The following is a 17,694-nucleotide window of genomic DNA, read 5'->3' as shown; positions in this document are numbered from 1 at the left end:
TTCAATTTGTTAAAGAACAGTGCGATTTGCATCGCAACGGGAGTGGCATTCTACGCTTCCCACCTGGTGAGTCAAGCCTTATTTTTCAAGGCTTTTTCTCACATCGACCGACTCGCTGCTGTGGCGGCGTTGCCCTGTCGATGGAGGCGCATTATAGGGAGTTCGCGCGCCGTGGCAAGCCTTAGCACGCAATAAAATTGCAAAAAACTGCACTTTTTCAGTTATTCATCACCAAGCACAGCTTTTATACAAACTTATCCACAGAACACAGCTTCTGACTGCTAGAATGGAGCCACTTTGCAGGAGGAAACGAGATGGATTGGCGACTGAGAAGCTATAAAGGAAAGCGCCCAGTGCTGGGTGAACGGGTCTATGTGGACCCCTGCGCCACCCTGGTCGGTGACATCACCCTGGGTGACGATGTGGGGATCTGGCCCATGGTGGCCGCGCGGGGTGACGTGAACGTCATTCGCATCGGCTCCCGCAGCAACATTCAAGATGGCACAGTGCTGCATCTGAGTCGCAAGAGCGACACCTGTCCCGACGACCACCCGCTGCTCATCGGCGAGGATGTGACGGTCGGCCACAAGGCGATGTTGCACGGCTGCACCATAGGCGACCGGGTACTGGTCGGTATGGGGGCTATCCTGCTCGACGGTGCCGTAGTCGAAGATGACGTGATGATCGGTGCCGGCACCCTGGTGCCACCTGGCAAGCGTCTCGTCTCGGGCCACCTCTATATGGGCAACCCCATGCGCCAGGCTCGTCCCTTGAACGCGGCCGAGATAGCCTTCCTCAAACAATCGGCTGACAACTATGTGCAGCTCAAGGATGAGTACCTCGCCGAGATTGGTGCCCAATAAGAAGAGAGCCCGGCGATGCCGGGCTCTCTTCTTTATATAGGAGGCGTCGCCACCGCGACTCGCCTCAGTGGGCCTGCTCCCAGTTATCACCAGTGCCCGCCTCGACCACCAGCGGCACGTGCAGGTCGGCCGCCGCCGACATCAGGGTTTTGATGGTGGGCACCAGCGCCTCAACCCGATCTTCGCGGACCTCGAACACCAGTTCATCGTGCACCTGCATCAGCATGCGGATGTCATCACCCCCCTCGGACTGGATCCAGCCATCCACGGCGATCATGGCGCGCTTGATGATGTCGGCCGCCGTGCCCTGCATCGGTGCATTGATAGCGGCGCGCTCGGCTGCCTTGCGCAGGCCTGCGTTGCGGGACTTGATCTCCGGCAGGTACAGACGGCGACCGAACAGGGTCTCGACGTACCCCTGCCCTTCTGCCTGCTGGCGGGTGCGCTCCATGTATTCCAGCACGCCCGGGTAGCGCTCGAAGTAGAGATCCATGTACTTCTGCGCCTCGGCGCGGCCGATGCCCAGCTGCTTGGCGAGGCCGAAGGCGCTCATGCCATAGATGAGGCCAAAGTTGATCGCCTTGGCGCTGCGGCGCATGTCGCTGGTCACCTCCGCCAGTGCCACCCCAAATACCTCGGCGGCGGTGGCTCGGTGAATGTCCTTGCCCTCGGCAAAGGCGGTCAGCAGACCCTTGTCCCCGGAGAGATGGGCCATGATGCGCAGCTCGATTTGGGAATAGTCCGCGGCTACCAGCTTGAAGCCCGGGCTCGGCACGAAGGCCTGACGAATGCGGCGCCCCTGTTCGTTGCGCACCGGGATGTTCTGCAGGTTGGGATCGGACGAGGATAGACGCCCGGTGGCGGCCACCGCCTGATGATAGGAGGTGTGCACCCGTCCCGTGCTGGCCTTGATCATCAATGGCAACTTGTCGGTGTAGGTGGACTTGAGCTTGGCCAGCCCGCGGTGCTCCATCAGGAGGCGCGGCAGGTCATAAGTCTCGGCCAGTTCGGCCAGCACCTCTTCGGCGGTGGAGGGGGCGCCCTTGGGGGTCTTCTTGACGACCGGCAGCCCCAACTTGGTGAAGAGGATCTCGCCGAGCTGCTTGGGCGAGGAGAGGTTAAACGGCTCTCCCGCCAGAGTGTGGGCCTCTTGCTCCAACTCCTTCAGGCGCGCCTCGATCTCCTGGCTCTGCTGGTGCAGCAACTTGGGCTCAATGGGCGTACCGAGGCGCTCCATCCGTGCCAGCACCGTCAAGAGCGGCATCTCGATATCGCTGAATACCTTGGCCAGTGCGGGCAACTTGCCAAGCTCGCCCCACAGGGTCTGATGCAGACGAAGGGTGATGTCGGCATCCTCGGCGGCATAAGGGGCCGCCTGCTCCAGCTCGATCTGGTTGAAGGTGAGCTGTTTCACTCCTTTACCCGCGATCGCCTCGAAGGAGATGGTCTCGACGCCCAGGTATTTCTGGGCCAGGGTATCCATGTCGTGGCGACTACCGGTGGAGTTGAGCACGTAGGACTCGAGCATGGTGTCGTAGGCGATGCCGCGCAGCTCGATGCCGTGATTCTGCAGTACGTTGCGATCGTATTTGAGGTTCTGTCCCACCTTGAGGCTGGCCGGGTCTTCCAGCAGCGGCGTGAGTTTGCCGAGCACGACCTCTTCGCTGAGCTGGACCGGCGCCCCCAGGTAGTCATGGCCAAACGGCACATAGGCCGCCTTGCCGGGCTCGATGGCAAACGACACCCCGACGATGCGCGCCTCCATGTAGTCAAGGCTGGTCGTCTCGGTGTCGAAGGCAAACAGTTCGGCCCCCTTGAGACGCTCGATCCAGGCGTCCAGCTCGGCCTCGTCCAGCACGCAGGTGTAGTCGGTCTCGATGGTGGGGGCGGCGGGCACCGCCGGCTCTTCGTCACTGGCGTCACCGCCCTCTTCCAACTCCTTGATGAGGTTGCGGAACTCATACTCACGGTAGACGGCGAGCAGGTTATCTCGGTCCATCGGTGCCAATACCAGCTGCTCCAGGCTCACGTCCAGCGCGACGTCGGTCTTGATGGTGGCCAAGGTGTAGGAGAGGCGCACCATCTCCTCCTGCTCGCGGAACTTGTCGGCGAAGGTCTTGGCGCCACGAAAACCGAGGGCAGCGACCTTGCCCAGGTTAGCGGCGATGTCGTCGATGCCACCGATCCCCTGCAACAGGGCCAGGGCCGTCTTCTCACCCACCCCGGGCATGCCCGGTATGTTGTCAACCTTGTCTCCCATCAGGGCCAGGTAGTCGATGATAAGCTCGGGCGGCACGCCGAACTTCTCGATGACACCGTCACGGTCAGTCACCAGATCCTTCATGGTGTCGATCAGGGTCACGTGATCCGACACCAGCTGGGCCATGTCCTTGTCGCCGGTGCTGATGAGCACGGGCAGCTGCTTCTCGGTGGCCTCGCGGGCCAGGGTGCCGATGACATCGTCCGCCTCAACCCCCTCGATGATCAGCAGCGGCAGCCCCATGGCGCGAATGATGCGATGGATAGGCTCGACCTGACTGCGCAGGTCGTCCGGCATGGGGGGGCGATGGGCCTTGTAGTCGGCGTAGAGATCGTTGCGGAAGGTCTTGCCCTTGGCGTCAAACACCACGGCCACATGGCTCTCGGGATATTGCTTGATCAGGCTGCGCAGCATGTTGGTCATCACCCGTACGGCACCGCTCGGCATCCCCGAGGAGGTGCGCAGATCGGCCTGCTGGGAGGCGAAAAATGCCCGGTAGAGATATGAGGAGCCATCAACCAGAATGAGGGGGTGAGCCATGGAGTTCGTCCTGCCTTCATAGAAACAGCGGGTAGGATGCCACAGGGGCGAGACACCACCAAGACATCGCCACCACGCCGGACTGCTCTCGATCAGCCCCAAAAGAGAGATGCTGTGGATAACTCTGTGGTCAAAATTAAACTCCGAGCGCAACCCCGGTATATAAGCCGCTAGCAAAAAGAAAAAGCGCAATTCAATCAGATAGATAGAGGCAATGACGGCCACGCTGCCGTCATTTCAGTGATCCGGATCAATGTGGAGAAAATTTTCTAAAGATCAGTGCGAACGATCATCCTGTCAGTATCACCCTCACGCACCCCCTTGACCGGGACGCTGGTTATGCGGCATGGCTACAATGACAAACCTCTACCCTTTTGCTGAAGCGAGGAAGACCAGATGAAAAAAGTAGCAGTAATTCTGAGTGGCTGCGGTGTTTTTGATGGGGCCGAAATTCATGAGGCGGTCATCAGCCTGCTTGCCCTGACGCGTCAGGGCGCTGTCTATGAGTGTTTCGCTCCCAATATTCCCCAGCATCACGTCATCAACCATCTGACCGGCCAAGTGAGCGAAGGTGAGAGCCGTAACGTACTGGTTGAGGCGGCCCGCATCGCCCGAGGCCAGATCCGCGACGTGCGTGAGCTCGATGCCGCCGACTTCGATGCCCTGCTGCTACCCGGCGGCTTTGGCGCCGCCAAGAATCTGTGCGACTTCGCCTTCAAGGGGGCACAGGCCAGCATTCAGCCCGATGTGTTGCGCGCCTGCCAAAGCTTTGCCCACACCGGTAAACCCGCCGCCTATGTGTGTATCTCTCCGGCCATGATTCCACTCGTCTACGGCGAGGGCACCCTCACTACCATAGGAACCGACGAGGCTACGGCGACCGCGATAGAGGCCATGGGGGGATCTCACCTGGCCTGCCCGGTCAACGAGTTCGTGGTCGACCAGGAGCGCAAGGTAATCTCGACCCCCGCCTACATGCTGGCCGGCAACATCGCCGAGGCCGCCGACGGCATCGAGAAGACAGTCAAACAACTTCTGGCCATGTGCTGAGGCAAGTAGCAAAAAGCAGAGAGGCCGCATGATGCGGCCTCTTTGTTTGGACAAGCGGTCTGAGTTAGACGGCGTCGCCCATCTGATCCATCTTGCCAAGCAAGGCGCGCAGACGCTCCTGCCAGGCTTGGTGCTCGTTGCGCAGCACATGGTTCTCTTCTTGCAGCTTGCCGTTCTGCTCACGCAGCTCGTCCAGCTCCATCTTCAACAGGGAGATGTTATCGACGGCAGATTGGACTTTGGATTCGAGTTGTTCGAGGACTTCAAGAGACATAAGCAATACCTTTCATGTTCAAGTGCGGAGCCCGACACGGGCCATCTCAAGCGCGTGAAGCCAGCATACCCTGATGGCACTGGGTCAAACAAGCCGAAGCCAGAGAATTTGCGGCTTACAGCAGTATGCCGCTCAATTCTGCGTCAAATCCCTGCGGTCCATTTCCCATAGGCGGTCAGCAATAAAGAGCCAACCAGATACAAGAGCAGCCCATAACCCAGATTCCAACGCAGCAGCTGAGCTGAGCCAATCTGATAACGTGCCGAAAGAGCCAGGTTAGAACCCGACAGTGGGCTGGTGCCGGTGGAGAGCCCCCACCCCAGCAGGAGCGTCATGCCGAGGAGATTGGGGTCTGGATGCAACGGCCAGATGAGAGGGGCGAGCCCAGAGATAGTGATGATGGGGTGAACCCCCAGAATCGCCACCAGAAACATCAGCAGGAGAGTCAGACTCGCCTCGAGGGGACCAAAGTGCTGGAACAAGGGCAACCCATGCCCCCCAAAGTCGATGACCGAGAGGGCGCTGTTGATCCCCGCGGCCAGCAGACCCGCCCCCAGAAACAGCACCAGCTGACCACCGATGGCAGGGAAGCGCTCATAGAGCTGACGCTTGAGCGCCTCTCCTCGCCCCTGACCGGGCATAAACACCAGTGCCAGCAAGGGGGCTGCCAGGGAGATCACCGCCAGGATAGAGAGTGAGGGCCAGAGCAGCTTCATCAGCAGTACCGCTAGGGCCAACGCCAGCGGCAGGGCCACCGAGCGAGCATGGAGTGGAAAGCCGTTAAACCCCTCAACGCCCAGGCGTTCGACCTGCCAGGCGGTGATCCCCATGGCAGCCAGCGTGGCTACGACGCCATAGGGGAGAATGGCCGACAGTGTCATGCCAGGGGCATAGGTCAGGGCGACCGCCATGGCAATGAAGAAGGGGGACCAGAAGGCAGCCGCGCTGAAGATGCGGCTCAGTACCATGACCTGGCGACGATCCAGGGTGCCATTTCGCTCCAGCCGGTCGCCGATGATGAAGATGACCGAGAGATTGATAACGGCGCCAAGCACATTGAGACTGGCCATGGTTCCCCACAGCCCCTTACGCCCCTGCCAGGCCCCGCTGCCGCCAACCAGACCTGCGGTGGCCAGATTGAGTGTGCTCACCGCAGCAAACATGGTGAGCATGTTGATGTTGGGAAGCAACCAGTCGGCTGCCTTGAAGATGGCGCCCTGGCTCCAGGCGAACAGACCGAGCAGCAGAGCTGCACCATAGAGGGCGACAGCCTGGCGCCGGGCGACACCCACCAGATGAGGCCAAGTGAGTAGGGAAGCCCCCCAGGCGGCCAGGGCGGCCGGCCAGGGGGTCGCCCCCAGATAGAGGGCCACCAGATTGAGCAACCACATCGCCAGGATCAGATATCCCGACAACCGCTTGAGCATGGGCTCTCCTGCCGCGTCAGATGCCCTGGTTCATGTCGAGAGAGGGCTTGTCGCAGCCCGGATGACCGACGATCTTGGCCGGCACCCCGGCCACCGTCGTATGCGGTGGCACCGGGTTCAACACCACGCTGCCAGCCCCTATCTTGGCCCCCTGCCCGACCTCTATGTTGCCGAGTACCTTGGCGCCGGCACCGATCATCACCCCTTCGCGGATCTTGGGGTGGCGATCGCCCCCCTCCTTGCCGGTTCCCCCCAGAGTCACGCTCTGCAGTATGGAAACGTCGTCCTCGATGACGGCCGTCTCACCCACCACGATGCCGGTGGCGTGGTCAAACATGATCCCCTTACCGATGCGGGCCGCCGGGTGCACGTCTACCCCGAAGACCACGGAAATCTGGTTCTGCAGGTAGAGCGCCATCGGACGGCGCCCCTGACGCCACAGCCAGTTGGCCACCCGATAGCCCTGCAAGGCATGAAAGCCCTTGAGATAGAGCAGCGGGGTCGAGAACCACTCAACGGCCGGATCCCGCTCCTGCACCGCACAGATATCGGCAGCCACGATCTCGAGCAGCCCGGGCTCGCTGGCAAACGCCTGCTCGATGATCTCGCGCAGGCAGATGGCCGGCATGGTGGCGCTGTCGAGCTTGTTGGCGAGCTGGAAACTTAAGGCGCTGCAGAGACTGCCGTGGTTGAGGATGGTGGAATGAAAGAAACTGGCCAGCATGGGCTCAGAGGCCGCCATCTGGGCAGCCTCTTGCCGAATCTTGTGCCAGGTGTGGGCAACGAGGTCGTCCATGTTCCTGCCTGTTATGGTTGTGGCTCCCCCATGACGACGGCCTTGGCAACGACCGACCTGGGGTCCATATGAATGATGACATCGGTTCGCTCGAAAGCACCGAGTAACGCTGCCTCGACCTCATCGGCAATCTGATGTGCCTCGACCAGAGGCAAGGCATCGTCAAGCTCCAGGTGAAGCTGAATAAAGCGGGTCGGCCCAGACTGACGGGTGCGAAGATCGTGCACGCCGTGTACCCCCTTCACCTGGTAGCAGAGCTTCATTATTCGCTCTTGCTCCTCCACAGGCAACTGGCGGTCAAGAAGGGACTGCACTGACTCCCATCCGATGTGGGCTGCGCCCCAGATCAGCATGACCCCTATGGCGATGGCGAAGGCCCCATCTGCCCAGAACCAGCCCTGTCCTGCCAGCACCAGAGCGAGAAGAACACCCCCGTTGAGTAACAGATCGGAGCGGTAGTGCAGCATATCGGCCTTGATAGCGACGCTACCGGTACGCCGGATGACCAGACTCTGGAAACTCACCAGCAACAGGGTCAGCACCATAGAGCCAACGCTGACCCAGATCCCGGCCTCGAGGCGCGGCAAGGGGCCCGGTTGCAGCAAGGACGAGATGCCATGCATCACCAGCAGCAGCGCCGAGCCACAGATAAAAGCAGACTGGATGAGGCCCGCCAGCGACTCGGCCTTGCCATGGCCAAAGCGATGCTCCTCGTCGGCCGGGGCCAAGGCATAGCGGATTGCCAGCAGGTTGATGACAGAGGCACTCACATCCATCAGGGAGTCGGTCAGGGAGGCCAGCAAGCTGGCCGAATCGGTCAGCAACCAGGCGACCAGCTTACCGGCGATCAGCAAAGACGCCGTGACGACCGACGCCACCCCGGCCAAGGTCACCCAACGGGAATAGTGGTGATGGTTCAAGCCCGCTTTCCTCTTAGACGCAAAAACATATTATACCCCGATACACCCTCACTTTAATGCGGCTCAGATTCGCCCACGGAGTGCCCATGAATAAAATCCTGCTGGTCGATGATGATTGCGAGCTGACCACATTACTGCACGAAATCCTCACCCTGGAGGGATTCAGCGTCACGGTGGCCGCCAACGGTGAAGAGGGTCTGCAGCAACTCGGCCAGGCCCACTTCGATCTGATCCTGCTCGATGTGATGATGCCACACATGAATGGCTTTGAGATGCTGACCGCCCTGCGCCAGGTGTGGGATACCCCGGTCCTGATGCTGACCGCGCGCGGGGATAGCCGGGACAGAATCGAGGGGCTGGAGGCGGGGGCCGACGACTATCTCGCCAAGCCGTTTGACGACCGGGAATTGATTGCACGCATTCGCGCGATTCTGCGTCGAACCCAGACCATGACACGCGCGGTTGGAAGCCATGAGGAGCTCCGCTTTATGGACTTGCAGCTGCAACCCGGTCAACAGCTGGCCTTCTGCCATGACCTTCCTCTGGAGCTGACCGCAACCGAATTCGGCCTGCTCGAGTGCCTGCTGCGCCACCCGGGCCAGATCGTCAGCAAGAAGCAGCTCTCCGAGCTGGTACTGGGCAAGCCACTCGAGCCGTTTGACCGCGCCATCGATATGCACCTCAGCAATCTGCGCAAGAAACTGCCCGAGCGCAGCGATGGGCTACCCCGCTTCAAGACGGTGCGCGGCAAGGGCTATCTCTGGCTGGAGGCACTGTGAGCGGCCTGCACCTGCACAGCCTGACGACCCGACTGTTTCTCTGGTTTTGGGGCATGCTGCTGCTGATGCTCGCCGCCGTCACCATCTTGCCGACACTGGATCCCCGCAACCTCACCGCCATGCCGGCGGCAGAGCAGCAACAACAGCAGTTTGTCATCGACACGCTGAGCAGGGCGGCCGATCGTTCACGCGACCTGGATCTGATCGCCATGCTCAAACAGACCGGGCCCCTCACCATCAAGGATGTCTATATCCGGGACAACGATGACATAGTCCAGGCCACCAGCAAGCCGGACAAGAACATCATGCGCTTCATGATCGACTCCGATGAGCCAGCCCAGCCCATGATGCGACGCAGCGAGTCGCGCCTCCTCGCCGGCCCTTTCGCCTTTGTGCACCACGGCAAGCCCTATCTCGTCTATCTGAGCCGGGTGTTGGAGAGCCAGTCTCTGGTCATGGTGATCCTGGATCATCCCATCAGGGTGCTGATCACCGCCATGCTGGTGAGCACACCGCTCTGTCTGCTGATGGCATGGCGCCTGACCCGCCCCACCCAGGCCCTGCAGAAGGCGGTGTCGCGCATCGCGGCTGGCGCGCTCGACACGACGATCCCTCATCTGCAACGCCGTGATGAGGTCGGTAGCCTGGCCAGCAGCATCAGCCACATGGTTGAGACATTGAAGAGCATGATTCAGGAACAAAAACGCCTGCTCTCAGACATCTCGCATGAACTGCGCAGCCCACTGACCAGGATGCAGCTGGCCCAGTCACTCATTCGCCGCAAGCAAGGAGAGAGCTCTGAGCTGACGCGAATCGCCGCAGAAATCCACAAGCTGGACAGGCTCATCGATGATCTTCTTACCCTCTCTCGGGTGCAGCAGGAGAACGAACCTCCCGAGTGCATGCCGCTTGCCGAACTGCTGGACCCGATCCTCGAGGATGCCCTCTTCGAGGCGGGAGCCTGCGGTAAGCAGCTGCAGCACCCACCTCTGCCCGAGCTCTCGCTGATGGTATGGCCTGAGCTGTTGGCCAGAGCGATCGAGAACCCCCTGCGCAATGCGCTCAAATATGCGGCGCACCGGGTCATCATGGCGTGGGCAGTTGAGGATAACGAGTGGGTGTTACAGATCAGGGATGATGGAGAGGGGGTGCCCGAGGCGCTGCTGGACAAGCTGTTTCTGCCTTTCTATCGGGTCGATGATGCCCGCAACGCCGAGACCGGAGGCACAGGGCTGGGTTTGGCGATCACGGCCGAGGCCGTCAAGCGCCATGGCGGCCGCATCGAGGCGCGCAATGACACGCCACACGGCCTCATTATCGAGCTGCGCCTCCCCCTCGCCGCCTGCTGCTTTCCAAGCCCGGGTTGAGTGAGTATGCTGAGCCCCCTCTGTCGACCCGGACTCTCGAACCATCATGCTTGATATCGTCCTCTACCAACCGGAAATCCCGCCCAACACGGGTAATATCATCCGTTTGTGCGCCAACACGGGCTACCGGCTGCACCTGATTGAGCCGCTCGGTTTCGAGTGGGATGACAAGCGGGTTAAACGAGCAGGCCTCGACTACCACGAGTTTGCCGAGGTGAAGCGCTGGCCCTCTTATCAGGCCTTTCTGGAAGGCGTGCGTCCGACGCGTCTTTTCGCCTGTACCACCAAGGGGAGAGCATGTCATTCAGAGGCCCATTTCGCCCCGGGTGACGCCTTGCTCTTTGGCCCCGAGAGCCGTGGACTGCCACTCGAAATCATCGAAAGCCTGCCGGCCGAGCAGCGCCTGCGCATCCCGATGTGCCCCAACAGCCGCAGCATCAACCTCTCCAACGCGGTGGCCATCTTCATCTATGAGAGCTGGCGGCAGTTTGGCTATGCCGGCGCCATCGACGTCGACTAACCAGGCAACAGCCAGCGGTTAGTCGACCAGGATCCGGCTGTGCCAGAGGCGGTACAGCCAGATCCCCTGTCCCAATCCACGACCGACCATCAGGGCGGCCAGCGCTCCCCAGAGGGCCCCGTTACCGGCCCCCTGCCACCACCACCAAACCGGCAGATAACCCAACACGACCGCCAGCAACATGGTGTCGCGCATCTCGCGCACCCGCGTCGCCCCGATGAAGACACCGTCGAAGAGATAGCACCAGACCGACAGCAGCGGCATGGCCACCAACCAGGGGAGATAACGGCGCGCCTCTTCGACGACCGCCTCGATAGTGGTCATGCTGGCCACCAGCCACTCGCCTCCGACGGCAAACAGCAGGGTCGCCAGCAGAGCTATGGCCAACGCCCAAGCGAAGGCGTCGCGCAAGGCAACCCAGAGCCAGTCACGGCGACGGGCGCCCACGGCGCGACCGACCATGGCTTCGGCAGCATAGGCGAAGCCATCCAGCCCATAGGAGAGCAGCATCAGGAAGTTGAGCAACACGGCATTGGCGGCCACGACCAGGTCCCCGAGCCGCGCCCCCTGGAACGTCATGAAGGCAAAGCAACATTGAAGGCACAATGCGCGAATGAAGATGTCCCGATTCAAGGCCAGCAGCCGTCGGTAGGGGGCCAAGGCAAACAGACCTGTCCGCCATCTCTGCCCCAGTTGCGGCAACGGGACCTGCCTGTGCACCAGCCAGAGCCCGAGCAACAGCATGGCGTAGTCGGCCAGCAGTGATGCCGTGGCCACCCCCGCCACGCGCCATCCCAATCCCTGAACCAGCAGCAGATCGAGCACGATGTTGAGGGCATTCCCGGCAATCAGCAGCCACATGGGCCCCTTGGTGTCATGGCGCCCCAATAGCCACCCCAGCACCACCAGATTGCTCAGCGCCGCGGGCGCCCCCCAGAGGCGAATGGCGAGATACTCGCTCGCATAATGCTGCACCTGAGCCGAGGCGCCACTGTGGCCCAACGCAAGCGAGACCAGAGGCGCCTTGCCAAGCAGCAGCACCAGAGCCAGCAGGCAAGCCATGAGCAGCCCTCGGCCCAGCAGCAGTTCCATCTCCTGCCCATCATCCGCACCCAGTGCTTGCGCCGTCAGACCCGTGGTCGACATACGCAAGAAACCGAGTACCCACCAGGTCAGATTAATCAGGGTGGCCCCAACGGCCACGCCCCCAAGCAGAGTCGGGCTATCCAGATGACCAATGACCCAGGTATCGACCAGCCCCAGCAGAGGCACCGTTAGATTGGAGAGCAACATGGGGAGTGCCAGCGCCAACACCTGTCGCTGGCTACCCCACATGCCTCTGAGCGTCATCAGGAAGCAAGTGCGAGGGAACGGATCCTCGCAAAATCGCTCGCCATCTTGGCCATAGAGACGCGCGGCGGTTGCCCTGGGGCCATGTCAGGCCTGAATACCGCCTGGATTTCTCCCTTGGGGTTGATGAGCACGATCGAGGCAGAGTGGTCCACCAGATAGTTCTTGGCATCCTGCTCATCGACGATGGAGTAGACCATGCCGAGGTTGCGCACGAAGGGGAAGAGCTGACTCTGGGTGCCGCTGACGGCCACAAACTCAGGATTGAAAAACTGGGTATAACCGGTCAGTCGCGGCAGATCGTCGCGCTGGGGATCCACCGAGACAAAGATCACCTGGCTGCTGTCATCTACTTGCTTCAACTCGGGGTAGATACCACGCAAATCGGATAGGGTTGTTGGGCAAATATCGGGGCAGAAGGTATAACCGATGAACACGAAGCTCCAGTGACCGAGGAGCGCTTCCCGGGTGAAGGGGGTACCGTCAGAGCGCACCAGATTAAAGGCGTTGACCATCCGCGCGGGAGAAAAATAGGTTGCACTCTCGGGCATGCTGGGCTGACGCAACGTGGGATAGAGCAGCGCCCCGGCCATTACCAGGCTCAGGGCGACAACGACCAGAGTAGAGCGCCATTTGGTCATAGAGGGTGCACACCATACTAGGAAAGGAGGTGCGCCATTGTAACCCAGTGGCGGGGTGGAAACACGAAACGGTATATCGCTTAACGACCCGCCCCACGGCGTACGGCATCAGGATGACGTGCCACCCAGTCCTCCATCGGGATCACTATCGCCCGCTCATCCTTCGCCAAGGGACGACGCTGCCAGATGGGCGTCAGGCGCACCACGCTGCTACGCGGGCAACCGAGCCAGAGTGACCAGCCAGAAGCCCGGCGCAGAATCCAGAGTGTGTAGAACCGGGTCAACCAATTACCTTCGATGAAGCGAGTAATACGGGTTAACGAGCTTATCTGGGCGTGAGTGCGAGACATACCTGTCCTCCTTGCCGAACCCGCAGGCACGGCTGACATCAAGGCCCGGCTCCTCGGGCCACTCTCCCTGCTCCCGTCAAAAAGGGGTGTGTTACTGCGTTTACGGCGACGCTGGACCTTGCTCGGCCTCTTGATAAGGATATAGACGAAAACCGGTTAATCGGGCGAGGCCATGTGACCTCACACGGCTAACAAGATGAAAAGCATAAACAAATTGGTAACAATCAGGACTGTGGTACTAAAGAAAACGGGGCCCATGGCCCCGTATCATCACATCCAGTCGGCATTACGAATCACACCGACCGCCAACCCCTCGATAGAGAGGTGCTGAGACGAGAGATCCACCTCGATCGGTGCCAACTCCTCATTCTCCGGCAATAACCAGACCTGATCGCCTTTGCGTTGGAAGCGCTTGACCGTGACGTCCTCATCCAGCCGCGCCACGACCACCTGACCGTTACGAGCCTCCTGGGTCTTGTGCACCGCCAGTAAGTCGCCGTCCATGATGCCGATATTTTTCATGCTCATGCCCTGCACGCGCAGTAGGAAATCGGCACGCGGGTGGAACAGGGAGGGATCGACCTGATAACGACTCTCGATGTGTTCCTGTGCCAGGATTGGCTCACCAGCGGCTACCTTGCCGATCAGAGGCAGCCCTTCCTCGTCGTTGGCAGGCTCTTCTTCAAGCAGTAAACGGATACCACGGGAAGTGCCAGGCATGATCTCGATCACCCCCTTCTTGGCCAGCGCCTTGAGGTGTTCCTCGGCCGCGTTGGCCGACTTGAAGCCAAGCTTCTGGGCAATTTCCGCCCGGGTCGGCGGCATGCCGGTCTCATTCATGTTGCTCTTGATGAGCTCTAGCACCTGGGCTTGCCTGGGGGTAAGGGGTTTCATGATCGCACCTGTCTTTTTATACAGCACACTGGCAGTATATACAGTATGCATGCCAAGGCAAGACAAACCGGGGTTATGTGCACGCCATTGCTCCCTTGATCGCAACTCATCGTACCTCTCGGCGACAAACCGCGGGTGATTTGCTATCCTCCTGCCGCCTTTTCAGAGGAGAAGTAACGCAGATGTCCCTTGGGCAGAGAATTTCCCGCGCCGCACTTCAGTGGCCGATCAACTGGCTGGTCAACCACAAGAGCCTGCCGGAAAACCCCATCGCAGAGCTCAAGCTGGATCCGGCGCGACCCATAGTGTTCGCCTTAAAGACCAGCTCCATCACGGATCTGCTCACTCTGCAGCAGTGCTGTGCGGACCTGGGTTTGCCCGGCCCCTTCACGCCGCTGGAGTTGGCGGGGCGCCCTCTGCCCCGTTATGTCTGCCTCGATCGCCCTCCTCCCTTGTTTGGCTCCCGCATCAAGCCACTGCCGTTCCTCCAGGAATTTGAACAGCTGCTCGATCTGCACAAGCAAGACCCCGATCTCGATGTCCAACTGGTCCCTGTAACTCTGTTCTGGGGACGGGCTCCGGGGCGCGAGGAAGAAGAAGTTTCAAGCTTCAATATCATCAGCGCCCTGGCTCCCAATATGTTGAAAAAGGCGTTGATCGTGGCCTTGAAGGGACGCGAGAACCTGGTGCGGTTCTCCCCGCCGGTTTCCTTGCGCTACATGGCGGACAAACACGGTACCGACCAGGCCATCGCCCACAAGCTGGCACGGGTGGCACGGGTCCACTTTGGCCGTCAACAGCTAGCCGCCACTGGCCCCAAGCTACCCAACCGCCACTTGCTGTTTCAACAGTTGCTCGACTCCGCCACGATCCAGGACGCGATTCGTGAAGAAGCCGGCCGTGACAGCATCAGCGAGGAGAAGGCCCGCAAGCGCGCCCTGGGCTACATGGATGAGATCGCCTCCGACTTCTCCTACCGCTTGATCCGCATCGGTGACAGCTTCCTCGGCTGGCTCTGGAACAAGCTCTATCGTGGTCTCTCGGTGCATGGTGCCGAGAAGGTGCGACAGCTGGCCCAAGAGGGCCACGAGATCGTCTATGTGCCCTGCCACCGCAGCCACATGGATTACCTGCTGCTCTCTTACGTTATCTACCATCAGGGCATGGTACCGCCGCACATCGCCGCGGGGATCAATCTGAACTTCTGGCCGGCGGGCCCCCTCTTCAGACGCGGTGGCGCCTTCTTCATCCGCCGCACCTTCAAGGGAAATCCTCTCTACAGCACCGTCTTTCGCGAGTACCTGAACCTGCTCTTTACCAAGGGCTATTCGGTCGAGTTCTTTACCGAGGGTGGGCGTTCGCGCACCGGTCGCCTGCTGCCACCCAAGACCGGCATGCTGGCGATGACACTGCAGGCCATGATGCGTGGCCTCGATCGCCCTCTCACCTTCGTGCCCGTCTATCTCGGTTATGAGCACGTGATGGAGGTCAACACCTATCACAGAGAGCTGCAAGGAAGCCGCAAGGAGAAGGAGAGCTTCTTGCAGGTGCTCGGCATCTTGAAGAAGCTGCGCAATTACGGGCGTGGGTTCGTCAACTTCGGCGAGCCATTGACCCTCAACAACTACCTCAGCGAGCACGTCCCCGAGTGGCGTGAGCATATCGGGCAAGAAGAGCGCCCCGAGTGGATGTCACCCACCGTCAACCAGTTGGCCGACTTGCTGATGACCCGTATCAATGCCGCTGCGGCAGTCAACGGGCTCACGCTGAGCGCCGTGGCCTTACTGGCATCCGAGCGCCACGCGCTGACCCGGGATGAACTCGAGGCACAGATCACGACCTATCTGACCCTGCTGCGCGAAGTACCCTACGGTCCCTATAACACTATCCCGCAGAGCAGCGCCGCCGAGCTGTTGGATCAGGCTCTGGAGCTCAACAAGCTACAGGTGACTGAAGACAGGTTGGGCCAAATCATCAGCCTGGATCGTTATCAGGCGATTCTGCTCACCTACTATCGCAATAATGTGCTCCATCTGCTGGCCCTGCCCTCCCTGGTCGCGGCACTGATCGAGCGGTGCGAAGGCATTGGTCGTAGTGAGCTCATCGGCCGTTGTGTGGATATCTATCCTCTGCTCAAAAACGAGCTGTTCCTCCACTTTGAGGAGCAGGCGTTGCCGGAGCTCATCGATAACCTGCTGCGCGCCTTTGCCGCGCAGCAGCTGATCACGGAGCGAGATGGCGGATTCTGGGTCAACCCCGGTAACCAGATGCGTCTGTTGCTGCTCGCCGAGAGCATTCAAGAGACGCTGCAACGCTACGCCATCGTCCTCACCCGACTGCTGGAGCAACCCTCTATCGAGGCCGAGCAGCTGGAGGCCGATGCCATGATGATGGCCGAACGCATGGGGACACTGCACGGTATCAATGCCCCCGAGTTTTTCGACCAGAAGCTCTTTACCACCCTGATCCATACCTTCCGCAGCGAAGGGTATCTGGACCCCTCCTGCAAGCCTGATCTGGGGCGCTTCCAGGCGCTGGCCGACAATGTGCTCCCCCTGCTGAGCAGCAAGGTACAGCGCACCATTCGCGCCTGCTGCCCCAGCAATTGAATTCAGGGCCTCCGCATGGAGGCCCTTTCATTTCAACCGGCCATGGAGGCCGCTATCAGAAACTGGGCGGCATAATAGCTGCTCATGATGAGCGCCGTTGCCTGAGGAAAGGGGCGGTAAAAACGATCCAACGCCAGCATGCTATCCGAGAAGAGAAACAGGAGGGCCCCCGCCAGTGCCGCCGCACTGCCGGCCGTCAGAGAGGCATGCCAGGCGCCGGCGGCAACCCAGGCCATCCCAATGATGGTCAGCATATAGATCAATACCGGCAGGCGCATACCCGCCAGACCCGGCCAGAGAATACCAAAAATCATCCCGCCAACGGCCAATAGCAGCAACCCGTCTACCAACTTGAGAACCAGAGGTCCCTGAGCAAATCCGACGATATAGCAGAGATGCGCCACCAAGAAGGCGAGCAGGCCATGAATGAAGCGCTCCTTGGGCCACATCAGCAAGATATCTCCGGCCAGCGAAAGCATGAGCCCGAGTAAGATCCAGGCATGTGAACCATCCTGATCCAGCCCTCGGTAACCGAAGGCCAGTGCGATGATAAGCACCATGGTCAGTGGCTTGCTGAGATAAAATTGCCGCTGGCTTCCTTCATAGGCAGAACGTATATGCCACCAGCCGGACGCCACTATCATCACACTCAAGAACATGCTTGGTTTCTCCTGCCACCACACACTCATGATTATTGAGTCCAAGCCTAACAAAAATGACTCCGCGGGGGCAGAGCCCTCCCCCTACTTCGCCTAAAGTCTAATTGCCCCCCCTCCTCTGCTCGGGCATAAGATGGGGCACGGGGGAAGGGCTAATGGATGAGATGATGAAAAACTACCTGCCAGCTATCGATATCATGATGTGTCATCTGGGGTTCAGCTTTGAACAAGCCTGCGACGAATTGGGTCTTACTCCACACGAACAGCAAGCGTTGATTGCCATGCAACAACGGGAGCATATCGATTAATACCGCCTGACTGGCGGTCAGCTCTCCATCAAGGCGCCTTCATGGCGCCTTATTTTTTCCTTACACAGCACATCATCATGAAAATCA

General features: G+C 60.3%; 17 protein-coding genes. 7 read left to right on the top strand and 10 right to left on the bottom strand.

Features of this window, described 5'->3' with window-relative positions; all coding sequences use genetic code 11:
* Positions 1 to 314: 314 nt before the first annotated feature.
* Positions 315 to 863, top strand: coding sequence for a gamma carbonic anhydrase family protein (locus BN1121_RS17200; protein WP_005357003.1), 549 nt, complete (start codon positions 315 to 317; stop codon positions 861 to 863).
* A gap of 64 nt (positions 864 to 927) precedes the next feature.
* Here the strand turns inward: BN1121_RS17200 and polA are convergent, their stop codons facing one another.
* The gene (gene polA / locus BN1121_RS17195; protein ID WP_005357005.1) at positions 928 to 3,663 is read right to left on the bottom strand and encodes a DNA polymerase I; all 2,736 of its coding nucleotides are present in this window, start codon (positions 3,661 to 3,663) and stop codon (positions 928 to 930) included.
* A 396-nt stretch (positions 3,664 to 4,059) separates the two neighbouring features.
* Between polA and elbB the strand changes: the two genes are divergently transcribed.
* Positions 4,060 to 4,713, top strand: a complete 654-nt coding sequence (elbB, locus tag BN1121_RS17190) for an isoprenoid biosynthesis glyoxalase ElbB (protein WP_005357007.1) — start codon at positions 4,060 to 4,062, stop codon at positions 4,711 to 4,713.
* Between the two features lie 64 nt (positions 4,714 to 4,777).
* Here elbB and BN1121_RS17185 read toward each other — a convergent pair whose 3' ends face one another.
* The 4 genes from BN1121_RS17185 to fieF form a co-directional block, all read right to left on the bottom strand.
* A complete protein-coding gene (locus BN1121_RS17185) occupies positions 4,778 to 4,987 on the bottom strand; it encodes a cell division protein ZapB (RefSeq protein WP_005357021.1) in 210 nt (69 codons plus the stop codon).
* Between the two features lie 143 nt (positions 4,988 to 5,130).
* On the bottom strand, positions 5,131 to 6,414 hold the full coding sequence (locus BN1121_RS17180; protein ID WP_005357023.1) for a hypothetical protein: 1,284 nt from the start codon (positions 6,412 to 6,414) through the stop codon (positions 5,131 to 5,133).
* A gap of 16 nt (positions 6,415 to 6,430) precedes the next feature.
* Positions 6,431 to 7,210 carry a serine O-acetyltransferase gene (gene cysE / locus BN1121_RS17175; RefSeq protein ID WP_005357026.1) on the bottom strand — a complete coding sequence of 260 codons (780 nt, stop codon included), beginning with the start codon at positions 7,208 to 7,210 and terminating at the stop codon, positions 6,431 to 6,433.
* 11 nt (positions 7,211 to 7,221) lie between these two features.
* Complete coding sequence (fieF, locus tag BN1121_RS17170) at positions 7,222 to 8,130, bottom strand: cation efflux pump FieF (RefSeq protein WP_005357029.1); 909 nt, start codon at positions 8,128 to 8,130, stop codon at positions 7,222 to 7,224.
* An 86-nt stretch (positions 8,131 to 8,216) separates the two neighbouring features.
* On the opposite strand from fieF, the gene BN1121_RS17165 reads away from it, so the two are divergent.
* Genes BN1121_RS17165 through trmL form a run of 3 tightly spaced genes read left to right on the top strand, consistent with a single transcriptional unit; the run spans position 8,217 to position 10,796 of the window.
* Entirely contained in the window at positions 8,217 to 8,909 is a 693-nt protein-coding gene (locus tag BN1121_RS17165; RefSeq protein ID WP_005357032.1) for a response regulator, read from the top strand.
* A gap of 53 nt (positions 8,910 to 8,962) precedes the next feature.
* The gene (locus tag BN1121_RS17160; RefSeq protein WP_043598141.1) at positions 8,963 to 10,276 is read left to right on the top strand and encodes an ATP-binding protein; all 1,314 of its coding nucleotides are present in this window, start codon (positions 8,963 to 8,965) and stop codon (positions 10,274 to 10,276) included.
* Positions 10,277 to 10,322: 46 nt separating this feature from the next.
* Positions 10,323 to 10,796 carry a tRNA (uridine(34)/cytosine(34)/5-carboxymethylaminomethyluridine(34)-2'-O)-methyltransferase TrmL gene (gene trmL / locus BN1121_RS17155; protein ID WP_005357036.1) on the top strand — a complete coding sequence of 158 codons (474 nt, stop codon included), beginning with the start codon at positions 10,323 to 10,325 and terminating at the stop codon, positions 10,794 to 10,796.
* Positions 10,797 to 10,814: 18 nt separating this feature from the next.
* On the opposite strand, the gene BN1121_RS17150 is transcribed toward trmL, so the two are convergent.
* The 4 genes from BN1121_RS17150 to lexA form a co-directional block, all read right to left on the bottom strand.
* A complete protein-coding gene (locus BN1121_RS17150) occupies positions 10,815 to 12,146 on the bottom strand; it encodes an MATE family efflux transporter (protein ID WP_152424716.1) in 1,332 nt (443 codons plus the stop codon).
* Complete coding sequence (locus BN1121_RS17145; protein ID WP_005357038.1) at positions 12,146 to 12,787, bottom strand: SCO family protein; 642 nt, start codon at positions 12,785 to 12,787, stop codon at positions 12,146 to 12,148. The genes BN1121_RS17150 and BN1121_RS17145 overlap by 1 nt, the downstream gene beginning before the upstream one ends.
* Positions 12,788 to 12,867: 80 nt before the next feature.
* A complete protein-coding gene (locus BN1121_RS17140; RefSeq protein WP_005357039.1) occupies positions 12,868 to 13,137 on the bottom strand; it encodes a hypothetical protein in 270 nt (89 codons plus the stop codon).
* A 270-nt stretch (positions 13,138 to 13,407) separates the two neighbouring features.
* The gene (gene lexA / locus BN1121_RS17135; RefSeq protein WP_005357046.1) at positions 13,408 to 14,031 is read right to left on the bottom strand and encodes a transcriptional repressor LexA; all 624 of its coding nucleotides are present in this window, start codon (positions 14,029 to 14,031) and stop codon (positions 13,408 to 13,410) included.
* A gap of 182 nt (positions 14,032 to 14,213) precedes the next feature.
* Between lexA and plsB the strand changes: the two genes are divergently transcribed.
* Positions 14,214 to 16,640, top strand: a complete 2,427-nt coding sequence (gene plsB / locus BN1121_RS17130; protein WP_005357048.1) for a glycerol-3-phosphate 1-O-acyltransferase PlsB — start codon at positions 14,214 to 14,216, stop codon at positions 16,638 to 16,640.
* Positions 16,641 to 16,672: 32 nt separating this feature from the next.
* Here the strand turns inward: plsB and BN1121_RS17125 are convergent, their stop codons facing one another.
* Entirely contained in the window at positions 16,673 to 17,299 is a 627-nt protein-coding gene (locus tag BN1121_RS17125; RefSeq protein WP_005357050.1) for a lysoplasmalogenase, read from the bottom strand.
* A gap of 155 nt (positions 17,300 to 17,454) precedes the next feature.
* Between BN1121_RS17125 and BN1121_RS20085 the strand changes: the two genes are divergently transcribed.
* Positions 17,455 to 17,607: a hypothetical protein gene (locus tag BN1121_RS20085; protein WP_005357051.1), complete on the top strand. Its 153-nt coding sequence runs from the start codon at positions 17,455 to 17,457 to the stop codon at positions 17,605 to 17,607.
* Positions 17,608 to 17,694: the final 87 nt, after the last annotated feature.

Origin of the sequence: Aeromonas diversa CDC 2478-85 (assembly GCF_000819805.1) — a bacterium.
In the GTDB taxonomy this organism is placed as follows: Bacteria; Pseudomonadota; Gammaproteobacteria; order Enterobacterales; family Aeromonadaceae; genus Aeromonas; species Aeromonas diversa.
The sequence above is the reverse complement of the archived record's forward strand: the minus strand, read 5'-3'. Positions and strand labels throughout refer to the sequence as shown.

Coding starts and splice junctions, on each gene's coding strand:
- BN1121_RS17200 (WP_005357003.1), top strand. CDS start 315: ATGGATTGGCGACTGAGAAGCTATAAAGGAAAGCGCCCAGTGCTGGGT.
- polA (WP_005357005.1), bottom strand. CDS start 3,663: ATGGCTCACCCCCTCATTCTGGTTGATGGCTCCTCATATCTCTACCGG.
- elbB (WP_005357007.1), top strand. CDS start 4,060: ATGAAAAAAGTAGCAGTAATTCTGAGTGGCTGCGGTGTTTTTGATGGG.
- BN1121_RS17185 (WP_005357021.1), bottom strand. CDS start 4,987: ATGTCTCTTGAAGTCCTCGAACAACTCGAATCCAAAGTCCAATCTGCC.
- BN1121_RS17180 (WP_005357023.1), bottom strand. CDS start 6,414: ATGCTCAAGCGGTTGTCGGGATATCTGATCCTGGCGATGTGGTTGCTC.
- cysE (WP_005357026.1), bottom strand. CDS start 7,210: ATGGACGACCTCGTTGCCCACACCTGGCACAAGATTCGGCAAGAGGCT.
- BN1121_RS17165 (WP_005357032.1), top strand. CDS start 8,217: ATGAATAAAATCCTGCTGGTCGATGATGATTGCGAGCTGACCACATTA.
- BN1121_RS17160 (WP_043598141.1), top strand. CDS start 8,963: ATGCTGCTGCTGATGCTCGCCGCCGTCACCATCTTGCCGACACTGGAT.
- trmL (WP_005357036.1), top strand. CDS start 10,323: ATGCTTGATATCGTCCTCTACCAACCGGAAATCCCGCCCAACACGGGT.
- BN1121_RS17150 (WP_152424716.1), bottom strand. CDS start 12,146: ATGACGCTCAGAGGCATGTGGGGTAGCCAGCGACAGGTGTTGGCGCTG.
- BN1121_RS17145 (WP_005357038.1), bottom strand. CDS start 12,787: ATGACCAAATGGCGCTCTACTCTGGTCGTTGTCGCCCTGAGCCTGGTA.
- BN1121_RS17140 (WP_005357039.1), bottom strand. CDS start 13,137: ATGTCTCGCACTCACGCCCAGATAAGCTCGTTAACCCGTATTACTCGC.
- lexA (WP_005357046.1), bottom strand. CDS start 14,031: ATGAAACCCCTTACCCCCAGGCAAGCCCAGGTGCTAGAGCTCATCAAG.
- plsB (WP_005357048.1), top strand. CDS start 14,214: ATGTCCCTTGGGCAGAGAATTTCCCGCGCCGCACTTCAGTGGCCGATC.
- BN1121_RS17125 (WP_005357050.1), bottom strand. CDS start 17,299: ATGTTCTTGAGTGTGATGATAGTGGCGTCCGGCTGGTGGCATATACGT.
- BN1121_RS20085 (WP_005357051.1), top strand. CDS start 17,455: ATGGATGAGATGATGAAAAACTACCTGCCAGCTATCGATATCATGATG.